This window comes from Clostridium tetani (genome assembly GCF_900167265.1).
Taxonomy (GTDB): domain Bacteria; phylum Bacillota; class Clostridia; order Clostridiales; family Clostridiaceae; genus Clostridium_G; species Clostridium_G tetani.
Window position 1 is genome coordinate 131,977 of sequence record NZ_FUWT01000003.1, and the last position, 24,360, is coordinate 156,336.

A 24,360-nucleotide genomic window follows, 5' to 3' on the forward strand; every position below is an offset into this window, starting at 1 on the left:
GAGTTGACTCTCACATTATGTTATAGTTTATACTAAAAATGAGCTCGAAAACATACATGTATGGAGGTGAATATATGCTTAAAATAGGTGATTTTTCAAAATTATCAAGAATCAGTATACGTATGCTCCGTCATTATAACGATATTGGGCTACTTATTCCAGAGGATATTGATGAGTTTACTGGATATCGTTATTATAGTGAGGTACAATTACCCCTAGCTAATAGAATAAATGCTTTAAAGGATATGGGGTTTAAACTTAGTACTATCGAAAAAATATTAAAAGAATATGGTGATAATGAAGCATTAGAAAAATATCTTTTAATAAAGTATGAGGAGTTAAATGAAAAATCAGAAGATATAAACAGACGATTAACTTTATTAAAAAGTACAATAAAAAGGTTAAGAAAGGATGAGGATGCAATGAAATATAATGTCACATTAAAAGAAATGCCTAAAAGACAGGTAGCAAGCCTTAGAGAAATTATTCCGTCATATGAAATGGAAGGTATTTTGTGGGAAGAGATAAGAAAAGAAATGGATGCACAAAATGTTCAATTTGGAAACCCATGTAATACAATAGCGGTTTTTCATGACAAGGGGTATAAAGAAAGTGATGTTGATGTGGAAATACAAATATCAGTGGAAGGCAATTATGAAGATACTAAAAAAGTGAAATTTAAAACTGTAGAAGCAATAGAAATAGCTTCTGTAACATTTAAGGGTGGTTACGAACAAATAGGAGAGGTAAATGAAGCTATTGCAAATTGGATAGTGGATAATAATTATGAGTTTAACGGTGCTATGTTTAATATTTATCATGTAAGCCCTGCAATGGATAAGAATCCAGAAAATTGGGTTAGTGAAGTATGTTATCCTGTAAAGAAAAAATAGTAAGATTTATACTGATTAACTAAAAAAAGTGCTATGCACTTTTTTTAGCTATTTGATATAGGTAATATTATAACAATGGTAAATTTTTTATTTAATTCGTCATAGTTCCAAGTCATATTACCTGAATATTTATCAAGGGATTTTTTAATATTTTTTATACCATATCCATGATAAGCCTTTTCTTTTTTATTAGTAATTAAATTGTTTTTCATTATTATAGGTTTTTCATCACAACTATTTATGATTTTTATTACAATAAAAGAGTTGTTAAAACAATGAATTTTTAGTAATATATCTTTATGGATACTTTTTATACAACTTTCTATTGCATTATCCAATAAATTACTCATAATAGTGCATATATCTTTATTTTCTATAAAGTCCAAATTAACAATTTGAATCTCATGATTTAGATTAATATTATGTTTTCCCATCAAATGGATTTTATCATTAATAATAATATCTAACATTTTATTATTAGTTATGGGGATACCTGGTAATTGTCTAATGTCTTTATTTATGTTTTTAATGTATTGTATAATTCTTTGAGATTGTCCATCTTTTGCTAAAGCATTTATACAAATTAAATGATTTTTTATATCGTGGATAATTCCATTAGTCTTATCATATCTATTTTCTAGTATATTATAATGATGAGAAATAATATCACTTTTTTGCTTCATTAAAGCTACTCCATGAAGGGAGCCTATTATACCAGATATGATAAAGCAAAGAAATGCTATTATTATAGTTATGTTGATTTGTAACCATATATCTTTATAAAAGATATTATTTTTTTTATCTATTAAATCCTCAAAATCATCTAAGTATATTCCACAACATATAATCCAGTTATATTTTGGATACAATTTAGCATAACTTAATTTATGAGAAATATAGTTTGTACCATTTTTTTTAAAATAATAATAATGAAATATTTCACCGTCTTTTTTTATTCCTTCTAACTCATTTAGATAAGGTAAATTACCCTTTATATCTTTAGTATTAGTAGATAGTTTTGTACCTTCTTCTTCTAAAAGGTTAGGATGAACCAATCGTATAGCATATCCATCTCCACCATTATAATTTAAAATTTCATTTATCCATATATAGTCATTATTTTCTAAGACAGTTTTTCTAATTCTATTTTTAATATTATTTTTTACTTTTTCTTCAATAGAATTATTAGAAATGCAAAATGCTACAATTTTATTGCTTTCTTTTATATGTTTATATGTGTTTAATTTATATTTATTTATATAATCCATAAAGATTTTTTCGTTTTTTAAATCTTTTATATTTATATTAGAATTAATTGTATATATTAATTTACCAAGTGATTTATCCCAAACTAATATTTCTAATTGCTGGTACATTTTAATAAATTCTGAAAAGTATTTTTTTGTAGATTCAGCATTTATCAAATCTATATTTTGGCATGGAGATAAGGTTAAATTATTATTCAAATGCTGAAGCAATTTTGTAGTCTCGTTTAAGATATATTCTCTTTCTATATCAATTTCTTGTATTGTTCTATTAACCACTTCTTTTAACCTATCTTTTTTCAATTCAAGGGCAGTGTTAGTTAATTCTTCTAAGTTATTTTTATGTACTTTTCTGATTTTGTATATATAACTAAGTGAAAGTAACATTATAGATATTATACAAATTATCATTATATAAATATATTTTATTTGAATTTTTTTCTTCACCATATAGATGTCCTTTCCTATCAATTATTCATAAATATAAATTTTAAAATATTATAGCTTAGCTAAAAATTCAATAAATTTCTCTTTGAAATCTTTAAATTTTCTTTGAGAAAAATATATATATTCTCCATCTAAAAGAGTTACTTTTTCTCGATCCATTTCCATAACGTAATTCATATTTACTAAAAAACTACTATGAGGATTTGCAAAACTAAAAGAAGAGAGTTTCTCATTCCAATACTTTAACTTATATGTACTTATATAATTTCCTGAGTCAGTATGTATAATTACTTTTCTATTTGAAATTTCTAAATATTTTATGCTAGAAATTAATATTTTTTTTATATTTCCATTGTTTTTAACAGGAATAAATATCTTATGTTTATTTATATCTGTAATTAAATTTTTTATTTCATTGTAAAAAGTATTTTCATCTATGGGTTTGAGAATGTATCTAAAGGCATTAACATTATATCCTTCAGGCCAATATTTTTCTAAAGCTGTTATAAATACAATTTTTACATAATTATTTGTTTTTCTAATTATTTTAGCTACTTCTATACCATTTATTTCATTCATTTGAATATCTAGTATTATAATGTCATATTTGCTATATTCGTGGGTGAGAAAATCTTCTCCAGTGCGAAATATATCTATGTTAAATTTAACATTTTCATTATCAGAATACCTATTAAATAAATTAATTATCTCATTTGAGTGAATGGAATTATCTTCACAAATCGCTACATTATACATAATTTAACCCTCCCATAATTAATAAGATATATTTGTTAATTTATTCAAGTTAGTTTTAATTATATATCATTTTTGTAATAAAAAACATCTATTTTGAAAATTGTATTGATGTATTTTGGCAAATAACTTAATATTTTGTATTATAATGATGGATAGTAGGAAATTTAATATATTCATGTATTAGGAGGAAGCTTATGAAAAAATATAATGATGGAATAAAGAAAAGATTATTTAAATCTTATATCAGGATATTCACATTATTTTTTATTTCAATTTTAGCAATTACCTTTGTTTCATTTATAGGAGCTAAAAGCACAGCAATGAAACTAGGTGAAGAAGCTTTAAAAAATAAAATTAATATGGGAATCGAAATGATGAGTATTTTAGAATCCCAAGTTAAGGACTCTAAGATAACAAGGGAAGAGGCACAAGAAATATTTAAAAGTAAAATGTTAAATAAGAAGGGGAGTGATGGTAAAACTAGAGGTTTAAATAAAAAGTTGGAGCTTAATGTTAAGGCTTATATGTATGCTATAGATAGCAATGGAAATGAAAAAATGCATCCATTTAGGGAAGGAGAAAACATTTCCAATGTGGTGGATGATAAAGGAAAAAATATTACTAAACTTATTATGGAGGAAGGAAAAGGTCAGAAAAATAACGGCATAATAACATTTTCATGGAAAAATCCTGGTGAAAAAAAAGTTAAAGAGAAGGTAAATGCAGTAGCTTATTACGAACCATGGGATTGGTATATAAATGTAGGTTGCTATTATAAAGATTTTTACGGAAATATAGTACATATTTTTATTAACATATTAGTAGCAACTGTAATTGTTTTAATATTAAGTATCTTTTTAATAAGGCTTAGCATATCTAGGAAGGTTCAGCCATTAAATAAACTAATTGAACTAATTAGAAGAATAGGTGATGGGGATTTAAGTTGTAAAATAGATCTTAATTCACAAGATGAATTAGGATATATGGCAAATATATTAAATAATACTTTAGATGATATAAAATCTATAATTATAAGTCTTAAAGATGTTTCAGAAAAGGTTGATCATAAAGTTAAGTATATAAACGAAGCTAGCGAAAGTAATTTTGAATCATTTCAACGTATAACAGAAGCAATAGAGGAGATTACCTGTGCAGCATTAGACACTGCACGAGATATGGAGCTAAGTTTTAACTCTGTAATGGATTTAACCAATAATATTGATTCAATTAAAGATACAAGTTTACTTTTACAAAAAGAGGCTATAAATGTAAGAGATTTAAATTCCAATATATTAAATATATTGAGGGATTTAGGGGAAAAAAGTGATGAGAATTTTAATTTATCAGAAGAAACTTCTAAAAATATGAATTTATTAACAGAAAAATCAAATACAATAGTAGAAATAGTAAATACTATAGAAAATATATCAAAACAAATAAATCTATTAGCATTAAATGCATCTATTGAATCTGCAAGGGCAGGTGAGTCAGGAAAAGGCTTTGCAATAGTAGCTAGAGGGATAAAAGAGTTATCAGGACAAACAGAAGAGGCTACAAGTAAAATTAATAAACATATAGACGAGCTTATAGAGGCAATAGAATCTTCTGTACATAGTGTAAGAAAAACAAAAAAATCTTCAGAAATACAAAGAAATACTATAAATGAAACACAAAATATTCTTAATAAAGTTATAAAATTTATAGAGAAAATTCCAGAATACATAAAAGATAATGTTGATAAAATAGATGAAGCTTATAATAAAAAAGATACAGTAAATAAATCCATGAATTCAGTATTAAGTTTGACACAAGAAATATCATCAGCTACAGAAGAAATAGCTTCATCAGTAACAGAAGTAAATAATAATATATCAGAAGTAAATAATATGATAAAGAACTTGGATAATAATGTAAAAGAATTAAATGAGAAATCACAAAAATTCAGATTATAATGTAGAGGAGGGGCTATGTATAACTATTATTTTAGGAATTATATAGTACATACTAGAATTGTAGCTTATGCTAAGGGAGATGTAAATGGTGATAGAATAACTGATAATGTATATTTAACAGCTATGAAGGCATCAAGTAGTCCATTTGTTGAAAATGCTACCCTAGTAATACAGGATGGAAGGACAGGTAGATTTACGAATATACAACTTAATCAAAATTCAGGATATAGTTCTAGGTTATTTTTAGGAGACTTTACAGGGGATGGCGTAAATGAGATTTTAATAAGTATTGATTCAGGAGATAGCTCTGCAACAACTTATGACTATATTTATTCATTTGTAAACAATGTGCCAAGACTACTATTCGATTTTGAGGAATACAATGATGAGTATAAATATAATGTTAATTTTAAAGATAACCATAAAGTAGAGTTTATAAGTGAAAAGAATGATCAAAGGTATATTATTAACATATCTAGTAGGGAGATTGATTATTTAAATAAGGTATACAATAAAAATGAAAAATTAAAAAAAATAACTAAGGGGTTTGTAAATCCACTAAGTGGTCTATATACTATGGATTTTGATTCGGATGGAATATGTGAAGTATTAGCATATCAAAAAATACTAGGTAGATCTAGTGTAGATACTTTGGGATATGTATTAAATACTTTAAAGTGGAAGAAGGATAAATTTTATTTAGCTAATCAAAATGTATCTATTTTTGGGGTAGAAAATAAATAGATTTAAAAGGTTGCATCAAAATTTTTATGCAACCTTTTTTTTAATATATTATTCACCACAAGTTAAATAACTTACATTTAGTTTATTATTATGTGGATTTCTGTATATATGAGCGTCTACTTCGAAAACTTCCCTAAACATTTCTTTTGTAAAAACTTCTTCTATGGATCCATGAGTAACTATTTTACCTTTCTTCATTACATATATATAATCGCAAAATGTAGCAGCTATATTCATATCATGAAGGGTTGTAAAGGTTGTAATATCTAAGTGCTTTAACATATGAATTATTTGAAGTTGATATTTTACATCTAAATGATTAGTAGGTTCATCTAATACTATAAGTTCTGTATCTTGACACAGAGCCATAGCAATCATAACCCTTTGCTTTTCACCACCAGATAAATTTAAAAAACTTCTGTTACCATGTTCTTCAAGACCTACATTTCTTAAAGCTTTTTCTATAAGTTTTTCATCATCTTCATCTACACTTCCAAATCGTTTATTGGAAGAAAATCTTCCCATAGCAACAATTTCTTTTACAGTAAAATCAAACCCTAGTGAATGTTCCTGCATAACCACAGCCATAAGCCTTGAAAGATCCTTGTTTTTCATTCCATATATGTTTTTACCATCTATATACACAGACCCTTCTTTAGGAGTTAAATATCTGTATATATTTTTTAATAATGTGGTTTTTCCACAACCATTTGGCCCTATTAGTCCAACAAAGTGGTCTTTTTCTACATTTAAATCTATTCCACGTAAAAGTTCCTTTGAGCCTATATCATATTTTATATCTTCTAATTTTAATTTCATTTATTTACCTCCAAATTTATAGGTGCTTTTATGCATTAAATATAGGAAGAAAGGGCCTCCTAAAAATGCAGTTATTACTCCTATAGGAACTTCCTGAGGAGATAATATAGTTCTAGCTATAGTATCTGTAACCACTAAAAGTATTGAACCTATAACAATACCAAAAGGAATTAATTTTTTATGAGAAGATCCTACTATTTGTCTTGCCACATGGGGAACTATAAGACCTACAAATCCAATTACACCTGTAAAAGCTACTATAGTACCCGTTAAAATTGTAGACGCAAACATTATAAATCTGATTATAAATTTAGTATTTATACCTATATTTTTTGCCACAGCTTCCCCTAGAAGCATAGCATCTAAATCCTTGTATAATAGCATACTTATAATGGTGGTTATAACCATTATTACAAGAGCAAATTTTACTTGATTGTAATTTGCCCCCGCCAAACTACCAATTGTCCAAAATACTGCACTTTTTACTAAGCTATCATCTTTTGCAAAGGTTATTACAAAATTTGTAATAGCAGTAAATATACAAGATACAGCAACTCCAGTTAGTATTAATTTGGTTTTAGAATAGGCTTTATTTATACCAGATAATTTAAATACTAAAATAGATGCAATCATGGAACCTAAAAATGCTCCAAGAGCTACTCCAAGATGTCCAAAGGAGGCTAAAATGCCAAGCACTATAGATAGTGTAGCACCGGCAGATGCACCAGAGGATATACCTAGTATGTAGGGGTCTGCCAATGAATTTCTAGTTAAAGTTTGCATTAAAATACCAACAAGTGCTAGAGAACCGCCAGAAACTATGGCTAGAAGCAATCTTGGTAGTCTTAATTTAAAAACTATATTATCAATATTATTATCCCAAGTTTTTAAAAAAAGTTCTTTATTTAATATGTTATTTATAAGGGATTTAAAGGTTACATCCACATCTATGCTGACAGAACCCAAAGTTATACAAACTGTAGTTATTATAAATAATGCTATAATTAGCAAAATAAATTTTAAAGAATGATTATTTTTGTAACTTAAAGTTTCTTTAGTAATATCCATTTTTTCACCAATTAAAATTTATCTGGGTAAAATTCTTTAGCTAATTTTTTTACAGTTTGAGGAACCCTTATACCAGGATATAATTCAGTTAATTCAACTTTTATAAATCTATTATTTTTCACAGCATTTATATCTTTAAGAGCTGGATTTGATTTAAGTGTTTTAACCTTATCTTCAAAAGTCATTCCACCATTTCCAACAGAATACTCTAAAACCATTATTACATCGGGGTTTCTTTTTATTATTTCTTCAAAAGATACTTCAGTATAAGCCTTATTCATATCACTGAAAATGTTTTCACCCTGTGCAAGTTTAATTATTTCATTGTTGATACCTTTTCCAACAATTACTGCCTTATCTGTTCCAGAGTCATATCCTAAAACCTTAACTTTTTTATCAATACCTTTGATTTTATCTGTAGTTTCTTTTAATTCTGTCTTTATTTTTTCTGTTACTTCTTTTGCTTTATCTTCTTTACCAAATATTAAACCAAGATTTTTAAAATCTTCATAGATTGAATCAACAGTTGCATCTGCTTCTACAGATCTTGGGATATAGGCTTTTATTTTATTTTCATTTAACCAATCAATACTTCCTATACCTTTATCGTTGAAGTCACCGCCCCAACCTATTATAAAGTCAACACCTTTTGCAAATATCTGTTCTTTAGATGGATATGTCTTACTCATAACTGGTACTTTGTCATAAGATGCTTTTAGTTCTGGTAGTATGTTGTTTTCAGCATATGCAGTACCTGCCATTTTATCTTCCAGTCCCATGGATAACATCATTTCTATCATAGCATTTGTTATTGCTAGGGTTTTTTCAGGTTTTTTATCATAAACCATTGAGAATTTGTTTACACTATCATCATGTCTACTAGTTTGTACAAAATCTAGTTTTAGTGCTTTATTACTAGCTTGTTCAGTTTTAGTACTTGTACTATTTGTGCTAGCACTTTTATTAGAGCAACCAGTGATACCTCCTGCTAATACTAATGTAGATAATGTGATAGCAATTAATCTTTTGTTCATAAAAAGTCCTCCTTAAATGTTAAAATAATTTAATTTTATTAAGCCAAAAGAATATGCAAAGATATACGATATATTTAATAATGAGGCTAATTTTTGCAAATTCATCAATAATCCTAGCATAGAATTTTAAAACTAACAAACAATATATTTGACAATATTAATCATATTTTGAATAATATTGTAGATTTTCTTTATATATCTAACTAATGGTCAATTAATCAAAATAATATATGCTTTATGGAAAGTTAAAGAAATTTAAGTTATAACGTTTATAAAGTAACAATGATATTATTTATATCATAAGATAGTATATATCACTTATAATGTAGAGGAGATTTTATGTATAATTCTTATTTTAGGAATGATATAGCCTATACAAGAGTTGTAGCTTATGCTAGGGGAGATGTGAATGGTGATAGAATACTTGATAATGTGTATTTAACAGGTACAAAGGCGTCAAGTAGTCCATTTATTCAAAATATTACTCTTGTAATACAGGATGGGATAACAGGAAGATTTATTAGCATACCACTTAATCAAAATTCGGGATATGGGCCTAGATTATTTTTAGGAGACTTTACAGGTGATGGAGTAAAAGATATTTTAATAGGCATTGATTCAGGTGGAAGTGGTGCAATAACCTATGATTATATTTATTCATTTATAAATAATGTACCAAGATTACTTTTTGATTTTAATGTATATAATGAAGAATATAAATATGATGTTAATTTTAAAGATAACTATAAGGTTGAAGTTATAAGTGAAAAGAATAATAAAAAGTACATTATTGATATATCTAGTAGAGATGCTGATTATTTAAATGAGATATATGATGAGAATGGAAAGTTGAAAAATCCAATTGAAGGATTTGTAAACCCACTAAGTGGTCTATATCCTGTAGATTTTGATTCTGATGGAGTGTACGAATTACTAGCATATCAAAAGATAGCAGGTAGATACAATGCAGATGCTTTAGGTTATATATTAAACACTTTAAAATGGAAGAATAATAAATTTGACTTAAATAATCAAAATGTGGCTATTTTTGGAGCAGAAAATAATTCTCAAAAGTCATAGTGAAATATAATAAAAAGCTAGTGATGTAAATATTGTTTACAATGGAAAGTGCATTCATATAAGAGATATCCTAAAAGCTACAGCTTAGTAATATTAATAGCTGCAGCTTTTTATTATAATCCTTAATTCCTTCTATGCTCCAATTAAGCTCCTTTTTTTATAAATTCAATTATCTTTTTCTTTTGTATATAACTTAACATTAAAAATGAAACTATGGATTCAGTTATTAATCCTACTATTGAAGTAATTAAAATAACTTTTGAAATAGCTATTTTAGATATAAATACAGATGTTGCAACAATTATCCAAGAAATTAGGATTAAGTAAAAGTACTCTTTGTAGTTTGATAGCTTTTTATAACCATGTAGTTGTTTTATTGCCAAATAAACTTTAAACTGTTCAAAAAAAGTATATATATTTTGAATTATAATTATTGATATACTAACTAAAAGTAAAAGTATCCCTGTAATGCTCCATAAAAGTAAATCTTTAAAATCCCTAACCTTAGAATTTAATTCTTCATTGGCATAATTTATTTTAAGATCATATATTGGATATCCATATTTGTTTAATTCGGATTCTATAAAACTTTTATCAGATTCAGATGAAGGGATTTTTACTTTGAAAGGGTTTCCATCAACATTGAATAATTGAGCATTCCATCCAGGATAAGCTCCATTTTCAGTACCAACTAATAGTATAGGATCAGTTACATAGTTACCATTATCAGGGTTTACCATAAAATTATAAGAAAAAAGTTTTTGTTCAGATTTTGTCCATATTATTTCAATTTTACGATTAAGACTACTTGCATTTATCCACTTTTTATGGAACTTTCTTATAGAGTTTTCATATTTTTTATATTTGATAGGAACTAACAATATCCAATTACTATTTTGCTCTGATATAGAAATTTTTTTACTATTAACGTCATACACGGTATTTTCTTTTAAATAATTTGGATTTACTAGAGCATTCATATTTGTAATGTGAAGTTTATTATTTGCTTTTAAACTAAGATCAGTATACATATTAAACGCTGCAAATAAAGCACCTTTTTTATTGAAGTACTTATAAATTTCTATGTTTTTACTTGAGCTAGTTATATCAAAAATTGGGCTATCAAAGTTAGCATTATCAAAGTTAAGAACCCGATAATCTGAAACGTTTTCCCATTTATTGTAAGAACCGTCGAATATTTTTTTTATGTCCTTATAATTTGCTACTTGCTTATTTATTATAAAAATAAATGCTATACATAATAAGATCTTAATTGATGTATTAAAAAGTAAAATTTCTTTTGCTGGGTATTTATTTTTTATAGCAGAAATAGTATGTATATTGTTTATATAAGTAAATGGTATAGATGCTATTATAAATGTAATAATTATTAAAATAACATATTTAATAGTTAAGTCTTTTAAAAAATATATATGATATATATTAAATTTTTTGAAAAGGAATAGGCTCATAATAACTATCGAAATAATCATAGTTATTAGCTGAACAATTATTATCTTGAAAATTCTTTTTTTCCATATATCTAAGTTAGAGTATCCAAGCAATTTTTCTATTGCAATTTTTTTATATGATTTTAATATATCATATAAGATTAGTAACATAACTATGAAAAATAGTACTGACATTTGTAAATAAGTATTTTTTGTAACTTGTCCTATATTTTGTGGCTTAGATGAATTAATAAATTTTACATTTAAAATATCTTTTAGTATGCTGATGAATTTATTGAAGTTTTTGTCACTAGGCACTGTAACTATACAAGGTCCATCTAAAAATAGTCCATCATCAAGTAAATTATGTAATGTGCGTATTTCCATAGATATGCCATCAAAGCTAGCAATTTTACCTATTTGGTTTTTATTATTGGTATCTTCAGTAGATAGAAAATAGTCACTAGACATTAATGTTTTATCTAATTTTTTACCCCATTCAAGTTGAATCCTATCCATATAGTCATTGTTAGTAGTGTAAATATATTTAATTATTTTTTCTTTATCATTTTTAGTGATTATACGTGTAAAATAAAAATTTATATTTTCACTATCTGATGCATCTAATAGTACTTTCTCTTGTTTAGAGGTAGGAAGTTTGCTTATTTTTGAAGGAATAATAACTTCATAACTATTTTTAAGAGTATGTTCTACATTTTTTATATTATAAATTTGTGATTGTTTGTGATCATTATATAATATAAAAAAAGAGAACATTGAAATTGTTAATAATAAAGTTGAAATAAACTTTTTCAATGTTTCTCCTCCTATTAATATGGAAAAAAGTTAATGAATGGAGTTCTTTAACGTTATTTTATAAAACTAGCTTTCATAAAAAGTATAACATAATAAATATGGAAAACTACAGTTAAAACAAAATTTGGATTTTTGTTGTTTTATAATAGAATTATATATAAATTATATAGTAATAATTACTTTTTACCAAAGGTTTTAGATTTTATTAGCTTGATATGAGAGTATATTTATGTTAATATACTGTAGAAAAATGTTTTATGAAAATAGGTTTAATAACTTTAATTAAAAGGGAAGTTGGGTGAAAATCCCACGCGGTACCGCCGCTGTAAGAGAGAAGTTTTCTTCTATTATGCCACTGTTTTTTAATGGGAAGGCAGAAGAAAATTATGATACTCGAGCCAGAATATCTGCCTATTTTATTCACTATAGCTCTACGAGTAATAGAGGAGTGTTTGTTATAGTTTGTTTATGTACATATTTATAACTCTTCAGCTATTCGTAGTTGGAGAGTTTTTTATTTAAATAAAAATTAAGAAGGTGAAGTGGAAAAATGAAAGGAAAAGTAATAAAAAAGCTATATGAAAAGTTAATATTAGGAGTAATAGCTGTATCAATGGTAGCATCATTGAGTGCATGTTCAGGAAATGACTCATCAAAAAATGGTGAAAGTGCAAATAAAAATAATATAGAAACTTCAGGGAAAAAAGGAGACAAGCAGTCTCATTATCCAGTAACAATAACAAACTATAATTTTGCGGGAGAAGAAATTAAAGTAATATTTGATAAAACACCAGAAAAAGTATTAACCACAAATCAGACTACTATTGAATTAATGTTGGATTTAGGCTTAGAGAAGTATTTAGTAGGTACTTGCTATCTTGATAATCCAATATTAGACAGATTGGCAGATAAATATAAAAAAGTTAATGTGGTATCAGAAAAATATCCAACAAAAGAACAGGTACTAGCACTACAACCAGATTTAATTTTTGGGTGGAAAAGTGTATTTGCAGATAAAACTTTAGGTGATGTAAAGGAGTGGAATGATAGAAATGTTAAAACTTTTGCTCAGCGTAATACAGTAAAAACAGTAGGGAACTATACAATAGAAAATGGTTTTAAAGATATTAATGACTTAGGTACTATATTTAATATTAAAGACAAAACTGACAAATATGTTAAGGAATTAAGAGATAGATTAAACAAAATAGAAGAAAAAACATCTAAGGTTAAAAATAAGAAAAAAGTATTAATTCTTGGAGATAAAAACAAAGGTGAATTTAGATTATATGGTAAAAATGATTTAGTAGGAGATATGGTATTAAAAGCAGGTGGAGAAAACTTAGGAGAAAAGTCAGGAACTATGAGTTTAGAGAATATAGTGTCTGCTAATCCAGATGCAATTGTATTCATTCATTATGGAGATGAAAAGGAAATACATGATGCTGAGTTAGCTAAAGAATTTACTGAAAATAAGGCTTTAGCTAATGTAAATGCTATTAAGAATAAAAAAATAATTATCACTGGTTTAGCAGAAACATGGGCCGGCGGAGTTCGCACTGTTGATGCAGTAGAACGTTATGCTAAGGAACTATATCCAGAGCTATTTAAATAATATGAAGGATATATTAAAATCAAAATCCACTAGTAGAGGAAAGAAAAATTTAGAACCAGTGAAAGTAGCTAATTCAATAGTTGTAATAGGCCTAATTATACTTTTAATAATATCAATAATTTGTGCTGTAGGTATTGGTTCAGTAAAAATACCTGTAGCAGATGTGTATAGGATTATTTTATATAAGATATTCGGCATTAAAGGACTAGAGTCTGCTATTCAAGGACAATTTGTTGATATCATATGGCAAATAAGATTGCCAAGAGTTTTGCTTGGAGTAGTTGTAGGTATGGGGTTAGCTCTAGGAGGAGTTGTAATGCAGGCAACGGTTCAAAATCCTTTAGCTGATCCATATATATTGGGAATTTCCTCTGGTGCTATTTTAGGAGCTACGTTTTTTATATTAGTAGGATCTAATATTTTAACAGGGACATTTCAAAGCGTTGGAATAGCGTTTTGGGCATTTATTGGAGCATTAATGTCATCTATAATGGTTTTTAAACTATCTAGTATAGGGGGACGAATTACTTCAACAAAATTAGTATTATCAGGTATGGTAGTTAGTATCATATGCTCAGCTTTTTCAAGTTTGATGGTATATCTTACTAATGATAACAATGCTGTACGTTCTATTTCAGAATGGGCTATGGGTAGTTTAACAGGGGGGAAATGGAGTAATTTGTGGTTTCCTACAATAATAACCTTTATATTAATTGCTTTTTTCCTATGTCAATATCGCATTATGAATACTATGCTTTTAGGTGATGAAGCGGCTATAACGTTAGGTATAGATTTAAGTAAATATAGAAAATTATATATGATTATGGTATCTATATTAACTGGAGTATTAGTATCAAGCTGTGGAATTATAGGTTTTATAGGATTGGTAATTCCACATATAACTAGGAGTTTAGTTGGGTCAAATCATAAAAATAATTTGCCTGTGGCTATACTTATTGGAGGTATCTTTCTTGTGTGGGCAGATGTATTAGCACGTATTATTCTTAAAAATATGGAGATGCCAATAGGTATTATAACTTCGGTAATAGGGGCTCCATTTTTTATATATATTATATTAAAACGTGCATATAGTTTTTAAGAGGGGTAACTGAATATGAAGTTAAGTGTTGAAAATATAAATGTACAATTAGGTAATAAAAAAATAGTTCATAATGCGTGTATTGAAGTTAATAAAGGTGAATTTGTAGGGCTTATAGGCCCTAATGGAAGTGGAAAATCTACTTTGTTAAAAACAATTTATCGTATTTGTAAACCTGAATCTGGTGCTATATATTTGGATGGAAAAAATCTTCTCACTATGCCTATAAAAGATATGGCTTGTGAATTAGGAGTTGTAAGTCAATTTAATCATATAGCTTTTGATATTAAAGTAGAGGATATGGTGCTTATGGGAAGAAGTCCTCATAAGAAGATGTTAGAACAGGATAATGAACAAGATTATAAAATTGCCAGGGAAATGTTAGAAAAAGTAGATATGCTCAATTATGCAAAAAGAAGCTTTTCAACCTTATCTGGGGGAGAAAAACAAAGGGTTCTTTTAGCTCGAACATTAGCTCAACAAGTAAAACTACTTATATTAGATGAACCTACTAATCATTTGGATATAAAATATCAAATTCAAATATTAAATTTAGTTAAATCTTTAAAAACTACAGCAGTAGTGGCACTTCACGATTTAAATTTAGCAGCAGCTTATTGTGATAAATTATATGTTATGCATAATGGAAATGTGGTAGCTAATGGAGAGCCAAAAGATATATTAACATCACAACTTATTAAAGAAGTATATGAAGTAGATTGTAAAATCCATACAGAACAAGAGCCAATGTACATAACCTTTAAAACGGTATGAAGAGAGGATGATACTATATGGCAATAGCAATAATGGCATGTAGAAAGTTAGTTGGACAATGCTCAGGTACAGGATGTTTTAAAGTTTACAATGAATCTACTAAAGCTTTTGAAATATATAAAAGTAATAAGCCAGAACTTGCAAGTTTCTTTTATTGTAATGGGTGTAAAGAAACAAAATTTAAAGATGAAGATTGGAATCACAAAATAATTCAACTTAAGAAGAATAATGTAGATACTATTCATTTAGCACGTTGTATAGAGGTAGAGTGTAATGAGTATGGAAGGCATGAAAAAATGCTTAAAAGTGAAGGATTTAAAGTAATTCATGGAAGTCATTAATTAAAAATGGATTGTCTCAAAATTTTGTTTTGGGACAATCCATTTTTAATTTAAATATTAATTCCAAAACTTTTTAATACAAATGTATATATACTGTATGAGATTATCATTATTATAGAAGCAAATATCATTGAATAGTGCATTTTAACATTATTTTTAATAAGTAATATTAATGCAATAAAAAAGATAAAAGAAGGTGCAATCATTAAAGATATACTCTTTGACATATGTATAATTTGATTTGTATCCTTTGTATCTACATAAAGCCAGCATAGTACTAGCATAGAGGTAATAGGTAATGAAGCTGTTATAGCTCCTATAAGTGGGGATTTTTTACTCATAATTGAAACAATAGCTATTATTATTGACGAAACAAGAGTTTTTATTACAAATTGGTTAATCATTAAATTCCACTTCCTTTTTAAATATCAAAATAGTTATCATTTAGTTATCGGATAAATTTATCTATTGCATTATTTAAATTATCTAAGATTTCCTTATCATTGTTTTCAACGGCTTTAACTATGCAATGATTAATATGATCTTCAAGTAATACTTTTCCAGCATTATTTAAAGCAGATCTTACAGCAGAAATTTGTATTAATACTTCGCTACAATCTCTTCCTTCTTCCACCATTCTTTTTACAGATTCTAAATGACCTATTGCTCTGGAAAGTCTATTAACAACGGATTTTTTATGTGGATGGTCATGCATCTTACATTCTCCTTTCTTTATATCCCCCGTATGGGGATATAAAGATTATAACATATTATTTGGTAAAAAGCATTTGTTTGTGTATTTTTTCACTAGAAATCTTTGATAAATAACTTGCTGATTGAGGAATATTTTTAACCTATTGGTATTAGCAGCTTTTAAAATTTATAGTATCTTTTTTATTTTAGGGTATAATAACATAAAACAACTTATAAAAGGAAGTGATAGTATGACTAACTCAAATAGAGTACCAAATAGATTAGCTCAAGAAAAAAGTCCGTATCTATTACAACATGCCTATAATCCTGTAGATTGGTATCCATGGGGAGAAGAAGCTTTCCAAAAAGCAAAAGAAGAAGATAAACCAATATTTTTAAGCATAGGTTACTCTACATGCCATTGGTGCCATGTAATGGAGAGAGAATCTTTTGAAGATGAAGAAGTAGCTAAAGTATTAAATGATAATTTTATTTCTATAAAAGTTGATAGAGAGGAAAGACCAGATATTGATAATATATACATGACCTTCTGTCAGGCAGTTACAGGAAGTGGAGGGTGGCCTTTAACTATAATAATGACTCCTGATAAAAAGCCTTTCTTTGCTGGAACTTATTTTCCTAAGGAAGATAGATATGGAGTAAGGGGACTTATGTATATTTTAAAAGAAATGAGTAATCAATGGAAGAATAATAGAGAACTCATATTAAATTCCTCTGAAAAACTATTAAAAGATATGAGTCAATATATATCAGTATCACAAAGGGAAGATTTAAATAAAGAAGTTATAAAGGAATGTTTTGAAGTATTAAAGGAAAGCTATGATCCTATACACGGAGGATTTTATGATGCACCTAAATTTCCTACAAGTCATAAACTTATGTTCCTTTTAAGATACTATAGATTATACAAAGATGAAGAGGCTTTAAATATAGTAGAAAAAACTCTTAAATCTATGTATAAAGGTGGAATATTTGACCATATAGGATATGGTTTTTCTAGATATTCTACAGATGATAAATGGTTAGTTCCCCATTTTGAAAAAATGTTATATGATAACGCAATGCTTACAATAGCTTATGCTGAAATGTATCAAATAACTAAAGAGGAGTTATACAAAGAAATAATAGAAAAAACAATTTCTTACGTAATAAGAGATATGAAAGATAAAAAAGGAGCTTTTTATTCAGCAGAAGATGCGGATTCAGAAGGAGTAGAAGGCAAATTTTATGTATGGACTTTAGAAGAGATAGAAGATATTTTAGGCAAAGAGGATGCAAAACTTTTCTCAAAATATTATGGAATAACAGATAGAGGAAACTTTGAGGGTGAAAATATACCTAATTTAATTGAGACACCTCTAGAGGATTTAGAGCCTGATGTAAAGGATAAATTAGAAAATATTCGGAAGACTCTTTTTATTAATAGAGAAAAAAGAATACATCCCCATAAGGATACTAAAATACTTACTTCTTGGAATGGATTGATGATAGCGGCTTTAGCTTATAGTGGTAGAGTGTTAAAAAGAAAGGACTACATAGAAAGTGCAGAAGAAGCAGTAAAGTTTATAATGAAAAATTTAATAGATGAAAATGGAAGAATATATGTTCGATATAGAGATGGTGAAAGAGCACATAAAGGGCATCTTGAAGACTATTCCTTTTTAATATGGGCTCTTATAGAGCTTTATCAAAGTACCTTTAAAACTGAGTATATAGAAAAGGCATTAAAGATTAATTATGATATGATTGAATTATTCTGGGATGAAGAAAATCATGGTTTTTTCCATACTGGAAAAGATGGAGAAGAATTAATATTAAAACTTAAGGAAAGCTATGATTCTGCTATACCATCAGGAAATTCTGTGGCTATGTATAATATGGTAAGACTTAGTAGAATTACAGGGGATAGCAAATTAGATGAAATAATTCAACAAAATCTAAATTATTTTTCAGGAAGGATAAAAAGCACTTTAGAATCCCATACATTCTTTTTAATATCCTATATGCATTATGTTTTAGAAAGTGAAGAGATTGTTATAGTAAAAGGAGAAGATGAGGATATATTTAAAGCTATGATTAAAGTAATAAATGAAAAATATCATCCTTTTTCTATGAATATTGTAAAGGATGAAAAAGTGGAAAAATTAATGCCAGAATTAAAAGAAAAAAACAATATACAAAATAAAACCACAGTATATATATGTAAAAACTTTGCTTGTGGTAATCCTATAATTTCACTGGAAGATTTAATAGATAAGTATTGACAAATATGAAAATATAACACTATAATATAGTTTAGATTAATTTATAATATAATAAAATTCTAGGAAGAGGAAAGTAACTTTTTCTTTCTTTTTAAGCGAGCAGGGTATGGTGGGAGCCTGTAAAAGAGGAATAAGTAAAATAGAGCCTTAGAGAAGTTTATCTGAACTAATAGTAGGATAAACCGCTAAAAAGCGTTAAATTTTTAAGAGGACTTATGTCAATTAGAGTGGTACCGCGGATAAAACCGTCTCTTTATAATGTTAAAGAGATGGTTTTTTTATATGAAAAATAATAAATACAGGAGGGTTATAAAATGAATTATAAAGAGTTAATAAGTGAAAGATTAAGTTCCATTATAGAATTGCCTATAGAAGATATAGAAAAACTTATTGAAATACCACCAAAACCAGAAATGGGGGATTTTGCTTTTCCATGCTTTCAGTTAGCTAAAACATTTAGAAAAGCACCTAATATGATTGCAGAGGAATTAAAGGATAAATTTGATAAAAGTAATTTTGAAAAGGTTGAAAACTTAGGGCCCTATTTGAATTTTTTTGTGGATAAATCTATATTTAGTAAAAATGTAATAGAAAAAATATTAGAAGAGAAAGATAAATATGGAGCTTCAAATGAAGGAAAAGGAAGAAAAGCATTAATAGAATATTCTTCTCCTAATATTGCAAAGCCTTTCCATGTAGGACATTTATTTAGTACTGCCATTGGAAATGCTTTATATAAAATATTTACCTTTGAAGGATATGATTGTGAAAGACTAAATCATTTAGGAGATTGGGGAACACAATTTGGAAAACTAATAGCCGCTTACAAAAGATGGGTAGATGAAGAAGCCTTAGAAAAAGAACCTATAAAAGAGCTTTTAAGAATATATGTTAAATTCCATGATGAAGCAGAAAAAGATCCTGCCCTAGAAGAAGAAGGAAGACTACATTTTAAAAGATTGGAAGATGGAGAAGAAGAGGAAGTTAAGCTTTGGAAGAAATTTAGAGAACTAAGTCTAAAGGAATTTGAAAAAGTGTATCATATGTTAAATGTAGAGTTTGATTCCTATGCAGGAGAAAGTTTCTATGGCGACAAAATGGATGCCGTAGTAGAAGAAATAGATGAAAAAGGATTACTTGTAGAAAGTAATGGTGCAAAGGTTGTAATGTTAGAGGACTACAATATGCCACCTTGTATAATTAAAAAATCAGATGGAGCAACTATTTATGCTACTAGGGATTTAGCTACAGCTATATATAGAAAAAAGACATATGATTTTTATAAAAGTATATATGTAGTTGGATTAGAACAATCCTTACACTTTAAACAAGTATTTACAACATTAAAATTAATGGGACATGATTGGGCAGATGATTGTACTCATATAGGATTTGGTTTAGTAAGATTTACAGATAGAAAACTATCTACTAGAAAAGGTGAGGTTATATTCCTTGAAGATCTTTTAAAAGAATCTGTAGATAAAACATTAGAAATAATAAATGAAAAGAATTCAGAACTAGAAAATAAAGAAGAAACAGCTAAAAAAATAGGAATAGGTGCAGTTATATTTACATATCTTAAAAACAACAGAGAAAGGGATATAGTATTTAGTTGGGATGAAATGTTAAGCTTTGATGGGGAAACGGGACCTTATGTTCAATATAGCTATGCTAGAGGAAAAAGCATATTGAGAAAATCAGGAGAAATACAAGGAGATGTTGATTATAGTAAATTAAATTCTAAAGAAGAATTTGAACTTGTAAAAACTTTAGAAGGTTTTAATAAATCCATACTTCAAGCAATAGAAAAATTAGAACCATCTATTGTAACAAGATATGTAATAGAAGTTGCTAAAGCTTTTAACAAATTCTATAACCACAATAGTATTTTAAATGCAGAAGATGAAGAGATAAAGAAAGCTAGAATAAAACTTGTTGAATCAACTTGTCAAGTTATAAAAAATGCTCTTAACTTATTAGGAATAGAAGTAGTAGAAAAAATGTAAAATAATTATTAAATAGCCTATATAAATAGATTTTTGTATAAATCTATCTATGTGGGCTGTTTTTATTGTATAATAGTATATGGGCAACATTAGAGGAGTGAATAAGGTGATAATAAATACAAAAAAAGAGGATATAAAAATACCTCTGGATATATTTAAAAGATATTATATGGATGAAATAGCTTATTTTGATATAGAAACTACGGGTTTTGATAGGGAGAATAATAATATAATACTCATATCTTTAGGATGGTATGAAGATTATCATAATTTTATAATAAAACAGTACTATGCAGAAAGCTTACAGGAAGAATATGATATATTAAAAAGCTTTGGAGAGGATATAAAGGACTTTCATGTTTGGAGTTCTTATAATGGAATAGCCTTTGATGAACCTTTTATAAAATATAGATTTGATAAAAAAAACTTAGAATACCATTTGCCTGAAAAGCATGTAGATTTATATAGACATATAAAACCTTATTATAAAAAATTAGGAATGAAACGATGTAATTTAAAAAGTGTGGAAAGATTTATAGGGGTAAACAGAAAAGACGAAATAAATGGTGGAATTAGTGTAAAACTTTATGAAGAATACTTAAATACAGGAGATAAAAAATTAAGAGATATTATAATGCTTCATAACTATGAGGATGTTTTAAATCTTCCTAAAATATTTAAACTAAGATATAAAATTGAAACAAGCGATGATTTAGAAAGAGAAGATATTATTACAGAAAGACAATATAAATATCTACGCTATTTACTAAAACAAAATGATATAAGTATTAAATTTAATGTAAGAAAAGTATCTAAAAGGACAGCTTCAAAACTTATAGGAGAATTACTAAAAGGAACAAAGGATGAAGAAGAGTTAAAAAGAATTGTAAAAGAAAGCTATTAAAACCTAGTATGAAATCATACTAGGTTTTAATATTTATTTCTCATCAGGTTCTTCTGTATAACTTGAACAATGTGAAGAGGAAGAGCAACCACTACAGCCACTACAACCACCACCAGAAGCACTTTTTTTAATGTTTTTGTATAATACATAAACAGCTATGGCACCTATTAAAAGGGCTATAATTGTTTCCATTAAATCACCTTCTTTATATTAAAAGTAAACCTATATTATATGCTATAAAGGATACAATCCATGCTAAAACTAACTGATAAAAAACAGATAAAAACATCATTTTATTACCATATTCTTTTTTCATTGCAGCAACTACAGATACACAAGGAGTATATAGTAGTACAAATACTAAGAAACTATAGGAAGATAAGATAGTAAAATGATTTGGTAATACTTCTCTTAAATTGCCACCATATATAACGCCCATAGAACTTAGGATTATTTCTTTAGCAGTTATTCCAGTTAATATAGCTACAGAATTTTCCCAAGAACCAAAGCCTAAAGGTTTAAAAATAGGAGCTATAAACTTACCAATAGATGCTAATAAACTATCATTCATTTCTACCATACCTGTAAAGTTGAAATTAGATAAAAACCATATAACAACGGAGGCTGCAAAAATTATAGTTCCAGCTTTTTTAAGGAATCCCTTTCCTTTTTCCCAAGTAAGCTTAGTTAAACTCTTAAATCCAGGCATTTTATATTGAGAAAGTTCTATTATAAAAGGTTCTTCATCCTTTTTAAATATAGTATTTTTGAATAGTAGTCCAATTAAAAAAGCTATCAAAATACCTAGAAGGTATAAAGAAAATACTATTAAAGTTTCATTGCCTGGGAAAAATACTGAAGCAAATAAGGCGTAAACAGGCAGCCTAGCATTACAAGACATTAAAGGAACTAGTAGAGCTGTAAGTTTTCTATCTTTTTCACTTTCTAAAGTTCGAGAAGCCATAATTCCTGGTACAGAACATCCAAAACCTATTATTAAAGGTATAAAAGCCTTACCTGAAAGTCCCATTCTCCTCATGAGTTTGTCCATTATAAAGGCAGCTCTAGACATATATCCACTGTCTTCTAAAAATGAGATTCCCAAGAATAGTGCTAAAATAATTGGTAAAAATACAATTACGGATCCAATACCTCCTACGATACCATCTACTAGCAATGATTTAAACCAGGGACTAAGACTAGATAGACTATCATTTAGGTATGGTATAAGACTATCGTTAAGCCCCTCGTCCAACAAATCAGATAAAGGTTGTCCTACCCATGAAAAAGTAAATTGAAATATAAAATAAAGTATTCCTAAGAAAATAGGGTACGCTAGAAATCTATTTAAAAGTAAATTATCTATTTTATCTGTAATACTAGATTTATTAGAGTCAGAATAGACTACAGTTTTTTCTAGAACTTTTTCTATTAAAGAATAAGTTTCTTCTTCACTGCGAAACTGAAATTCATTATCAATATTAATATCAGAAAAATTACTTACCTTTAAAGTTTCTTTTAGTTTATCAATGCCCATATTTTTAGAGGCAGAAATAGGTATTACTTTAACATTTAATTCTCTTGATAATAATTCCAAATCTATTTTAATATTTTTCTCTTCTACTATATCCATCATGTTTAATAAAAGAATAATAGGTTTTTTAAATTCTTTTAGTTGATAAGTTAAGTACAAATTTCTTTCTAAATTTGATGCATCTGCTATATTTAGAATTACATCTATGTTTTCTGTGGATAAATAATTTTTGGATACTTTTTCTTCATTAGAATAAGTATCCATAGCGTATATACCAGGTAAATCTACTATTTTTACTAAATTGTCAATGTATCCTTCTTTTTTTTCTACAGTTACTCCTGCCCAGTTACCTACATATTGATTAGAACCAGTAAGAGCATTAAAAAGTGAAGTCTTCCCAACGTTGGGATTACCCACTAATGCAACAGTTATCATATATTTTTGCCATCCTTTCTACGGTTTCAAGTGAATCTTCTATTGAAATGTTTTTTGCATCTTTTTTCCTTAAAGCCAAGTCAAAACCTCTTAGATTAATAATAATTGGGTCTCCAAAAGGAGCTACCTTCTTAATACAGATTTCTGTTCCTTTAATACAGCCAAGAGCTAAAAGTCTTTTAGCTAGTTTATCATTACCAGATATTGTATTAATATAAGCTTTTTCTCCAATTTTTAGTTCGTTTAAAGTCATAGTAATCACTCCTTAATTGAAAACTATTATCAATTTCAAATATAATATATCATTTTTGAAGTAATATGTCAATTCGTAAAATAAAAATTTTGCTTC

Annotated in this window: 22 protein-coding genes, 1 riboswitch and 1 other annotated feature; of the genes, 11 read left to right on the plus strand and 11 right to left on the minus strand. The window is 27.3% G+C overall.

Annotated elements, in window-relative coordinates:
• The first annotated feature begins 74 nt into the window (after positions 1-74).
• Entirely contained in the window at positions 75-893 is an 819-nt protein-coding gene (locus B5D21_RS02875) for a MerR family transcriptional regulator (RefSeq protein ID WP_035110161.1), read from the plus strand.
• A gap of 44 nt (positions 894-937) precedes the next feature.
• On the opposite strand, the gene B5D21_RS02880 is transcribed toward B5D21_RS02875, so the two are convergent.
• Both B5D21_RS02880 and B5D21_RS02885 read right to left on the minus strand, forming a co-directional pair.
• A complete protein-coding gene (locus B5D21_RS02880) occupies positions 938-2,569 on the minus strand; it encodes a cache domain-containing protein (RefSeq protein WP_242942725.1) in 1,632 nt (543 codons plus the stop codon).
• Positions 2,570-2,656: 87 nt separating this feature from the next.
• Complete coding sequence (locus tag B5D21_RS02885; RefSeq protein WP_011099204.1) at positions 2,657-3,361, minus strand: LytR/AlgR family response regulator transcription factor; 705 nt, start codon at positions 3,359-3,361, stop codon at positions 2,657-2,659.
• Positions 3,362-3,555: 194 nt separating this feature from the next.
• On the opposite strand from B5D21_RS02885, the gene B5D21_RS02890 reads away from it, so the two are divergent.
• Positions 3,556-5,313, plus strand: coding sequence for a methyl-accepting chemotaxis protein (locus B5D21_RS02890; RefSeq protein ID WP_011099205.1), 1,758 nt, complete (start codon positions 3,556-3,558; stop codon positions 5,311-5,313).
• Between the two features lie 15 nt (positions 5,314-5,328).
• The gene (locus B5D21_RS02895) at positions 5,329-6,057 is read left to right on the plus strand and encodes a hypothetical protein (protein WP_011099206.1); all 729 of its coding nucleotides are present in this window, start codon (positions 5,329-5,331) and stop codon (positions 6,055-6,057) included.
• A 48-nt stretch (positions 6,058-6,105) separates the two neighbouring features.
• Here the strand turns inward: B5D21_RS02895 and B5D21_RS02900 are convergent, their stop codons facing one another.
• The 3 genes from B5D21_RS02900 to B5D21_RS02910 are packed head-to-tail and all read right to left on the minus strand — an operon-like array spanning position 6,106 to position 8,978.
• Positions 6,106-6,876, minus strand: coding sequence for an ABC transporter ATP-binding protein (locus B5D21_RS02900; protein ID WP_035125357.1), 771 nt, complete (start codon positions 6,874-6,876; stop codon positions 6,106-6,108).
• Positions 6,877-7,944 (minus strand): FecCD family ABC transporter permease, encoded by a 1,068-nt coding sequence (locus tag B5D21_RS02905; RefSeq protein WP_011099208.1) that lies wholly within the window; start codon positions 7,942-7,944, stop codon positions 6,877-6,879.
• Between the two features lie 11 nt (positions 7,945-7,955).
• Positions 7,956-8,978 carry an ABC transporter substrate-binding protein gene (locus tag B5D21_RS02910; RefSeq protein ID WP_011099209.1) on the minus strand — a complete coding sequence of 341 codons (1,023 nt, stop codon included), beginning with the start codon at positions 8,976-8,978 and terminating at the stop codon, positions 7,956-7,958.
• Between the two features lie 339 nt (positions 8,979-9,317).
• Between B5D21_RS02910 and B5D21_RS02915 the strand changes: the two genes are divergently transcribed.
• Complete coding sequence (locus tag B5D21_RS02915) at positions 9,318-10,058, plus strand: hypothetical protein (protein WP_011099210.1); 741 nt, start codon at positions 9,318-9,320, stop codon at positions 10,056-10,058.
• Positions 10,059-10,201: 143 nt separating this feature from the next.
• Here the strand turns inward: B5D21_RS02915 and B5D21_RS02920 are convergent, their stop codons facing one another.
• Positions 10,202-12,325 carry a bacteriocin-associated integral membrane family protein gene (locus B5D21_RS02920; protein WP_011099211.1) on the minus strand — a complete coding sequence of 708 codons (2,124 nt, stop codon included), beginning with the start codon at positions 12,323-12,325 and terminating at the stop codon, positions 10,202-10,204.
• A 248-nt stretch (positions 12,326-12,573) separates the two neighbouring features.
• Positions 12,574-12,754, plus strand: a riboswitch (cobalamin riboswitch).
• Positions 12,755-12,875: 121 nt separating this feature from the next.
• Here B5D21_RS02920 and B5D21_RS02925 point away from each other — a divergent pair.
• Genes B5D21_RS02925 through B5D21_RS02940 form a run of 4 tightly spaced genes read left to right on the plus strand, consistent with a single transcriptional unit; the run spans position 12,876 to position 16,154 of the window.
• Positions 12,876-13,940 (plus strand): ABC transporter substrate-binding protein, encoded by a 1,065-nt coding sequence (locus B5D21_RS02925; RefSeq protein ID WP_011099212.1) that lies wholly within the window; start codon positions 12,876-12,878, stop codon positions 13,938-13,940.
• A gap of 1 nt (position 13,941) precedes the next feature.
• On the plus strand, positions 13,942-15,039 hold the full coding sequence (locus B5D21_RS02930; RefSeq protein WP_078688071.1) for a FecCD family ABC transporter permease: 1,098 nt from the start codon (positions 13,942-13,944) through the stop codon (positions 15,037-15,039).
• A gap of 15 nt (positions 15,040-15,054) precedes the next feature.
• The gene (locus B5D21_RS02935; RefSeq protein ID WP_011099214.1) at positions 15,055-15,813 is read left to right on the plus strand and encodes an ABC transporter ATP-binding protein; all 759 of its coding nucleotides are present in this window, start codon (positions 15,055-15,057) and stop codon (positions 15,811-15,813) included.
• A gap of 17 nt (positions 15,814-15,830) precedes the next feature.
• Positions 15,831-16,154 (plus strand): CGGC domain-containing protein, encoded by a 324-nt coding sequence (locus B5D21_RS02940; RefSeq protein WP_011099215.1) that lies wholly within the window; start codon positions 15,831-15,833, stop codon positions 16,152-16,154.
• 50 nt (positions 16,155-16,204) lie between these two features.
• Here the strand turns inward: B5D21_RS02940 and B5D21_RS02945 are convergent, their stop codons facing one another.
• A complete protein-coding gene (locus B5D21_RS02945; protein ID WP_035125355.1) occupies positions 16,205-16,558 on the minus strand; it encodes a hypothetical protein in 354 nt (117 codons plus the stop codon).
• A gap of 44 nt (positions 16,559-16,602) precedes the next feature.
• The gene (locus B5D21_RS02950; RefSeq protein WP_035125353.1) at positions 16,603-16,869 is read right to left on the minus strand and encodes a metal-sensing transcriptional repressor; all 267 of its coding nucleotides are present in this window, start codon (positions 16,867-16,869) and stop codon (positions 16,603-16,605) included.
• A gap of 229 nt (positions 16,870-17,098) precedes the next feature.
• Between B5D21_RS02950 and B5D21_RS02955 the strand changes: the two genes are divergently transcribed.
• The 3 genes from B5D21_RS02955 to B5D21_RS02965 all read left to right on the plus strand — a co-directional run bounded on the left by B5D21_RS02955 (position 17,099) and on the right by B5D21_RS02965 (position 22,042).
• Positions 17,099-19,132 carry a thioredoxin domain-containing protein gene (locus B5D21_RS02955; protein ID WP_035125403.1) on the plus strand — a complete coding sequence of 678 codons (2,034 nt, stop codon included), beginning with the start codon at positions 17,099-17,101 and terminating at the stop codon, positions 19,130-19,132.
• A 52-nt stretch (positions 19,133-19,184) separates the two neighbouring features.
• Positions 19,185-19,388: a binding site (T-box leader), on the plus strand.
• 58 nt (positions 19,389-19,446) lie between these two features.
• On the plus strand, positions 19,447-21,138 hold the full coding sequence (argS, locus tag B5D21_RS02960) for an arginine--tRNA ligase (RefSeq protein ID WP_011099217.1): 1,692 nt from the start codon (positions 19,447-19,449) through the stop codon (positions 21,136-21,138).
• Positions 21,139-21,217: 79 nt separating this feature from the next.
• The gene (locus B5D21_RS02965) at positions 21,218-22,042 is read left to right on the plus strand and encodes a ribonuclease H-like domain-containing protein (protein ID WP_011099218.1); all 825 of its coding nucleotides are present in this window, start codon (positions 21,218-21,220) and stop codon (positions 22,040-22,042) included.
• A 33-nt stretch (positions 22,043-22,075) separates the two neighbouring features.
• Here the strand turns inward: B5D21_RS02965 and B5D21_RS02970 are convergent, their stop codons facing one another.
• Genes B5D21_RS02970 through B5D21_RS02980 form a run of 3 tightly spaced genes read right to left on the minus strand, consistent with a single transcriptional unit; the run spans position 22,076 to position 24,264 of the window.
• Positions 22,076-22,234: a FeoB-associated Cys-rich membrane protein gene (locus B5D21_RS02970; RefSeq protein ID WP_078688068.1), complete on the minus strand. Its 159-nt coding sequence runs from the start codon at positions 22,232-22,234 to the stop codon at positions 22,076-22,078.
• Between the two features lie 13 nt (positions 22,235-22,247).
• Positions 22,248-24,011 carry a ferrous iron transport protein B gene (gene feoB / locus B5D21_RS02975; RefSeq protein ID WP_011099219.1) on the minus strand — a complete coding sequence of 588 codons (1,764 nt, stop codon included), beginning with the start codon at positions 24,009-24,011 and terminating at the stop codon, positions 22,248-22,250.
• Entirely contained in the window at positions 23,986-24,264 is a 279-nt protein-coding gene (locus B5D21_RS02980) for a FeoA family protein (protein WP_046655447.1), read from the minus strand. The genes feoB and B5D21_RS02980 overlap by 26 nt, the downstream gene beginning before the upstream one ends.
• Positions 24,265-24,360: the final 96 nt, after the last annotated feature.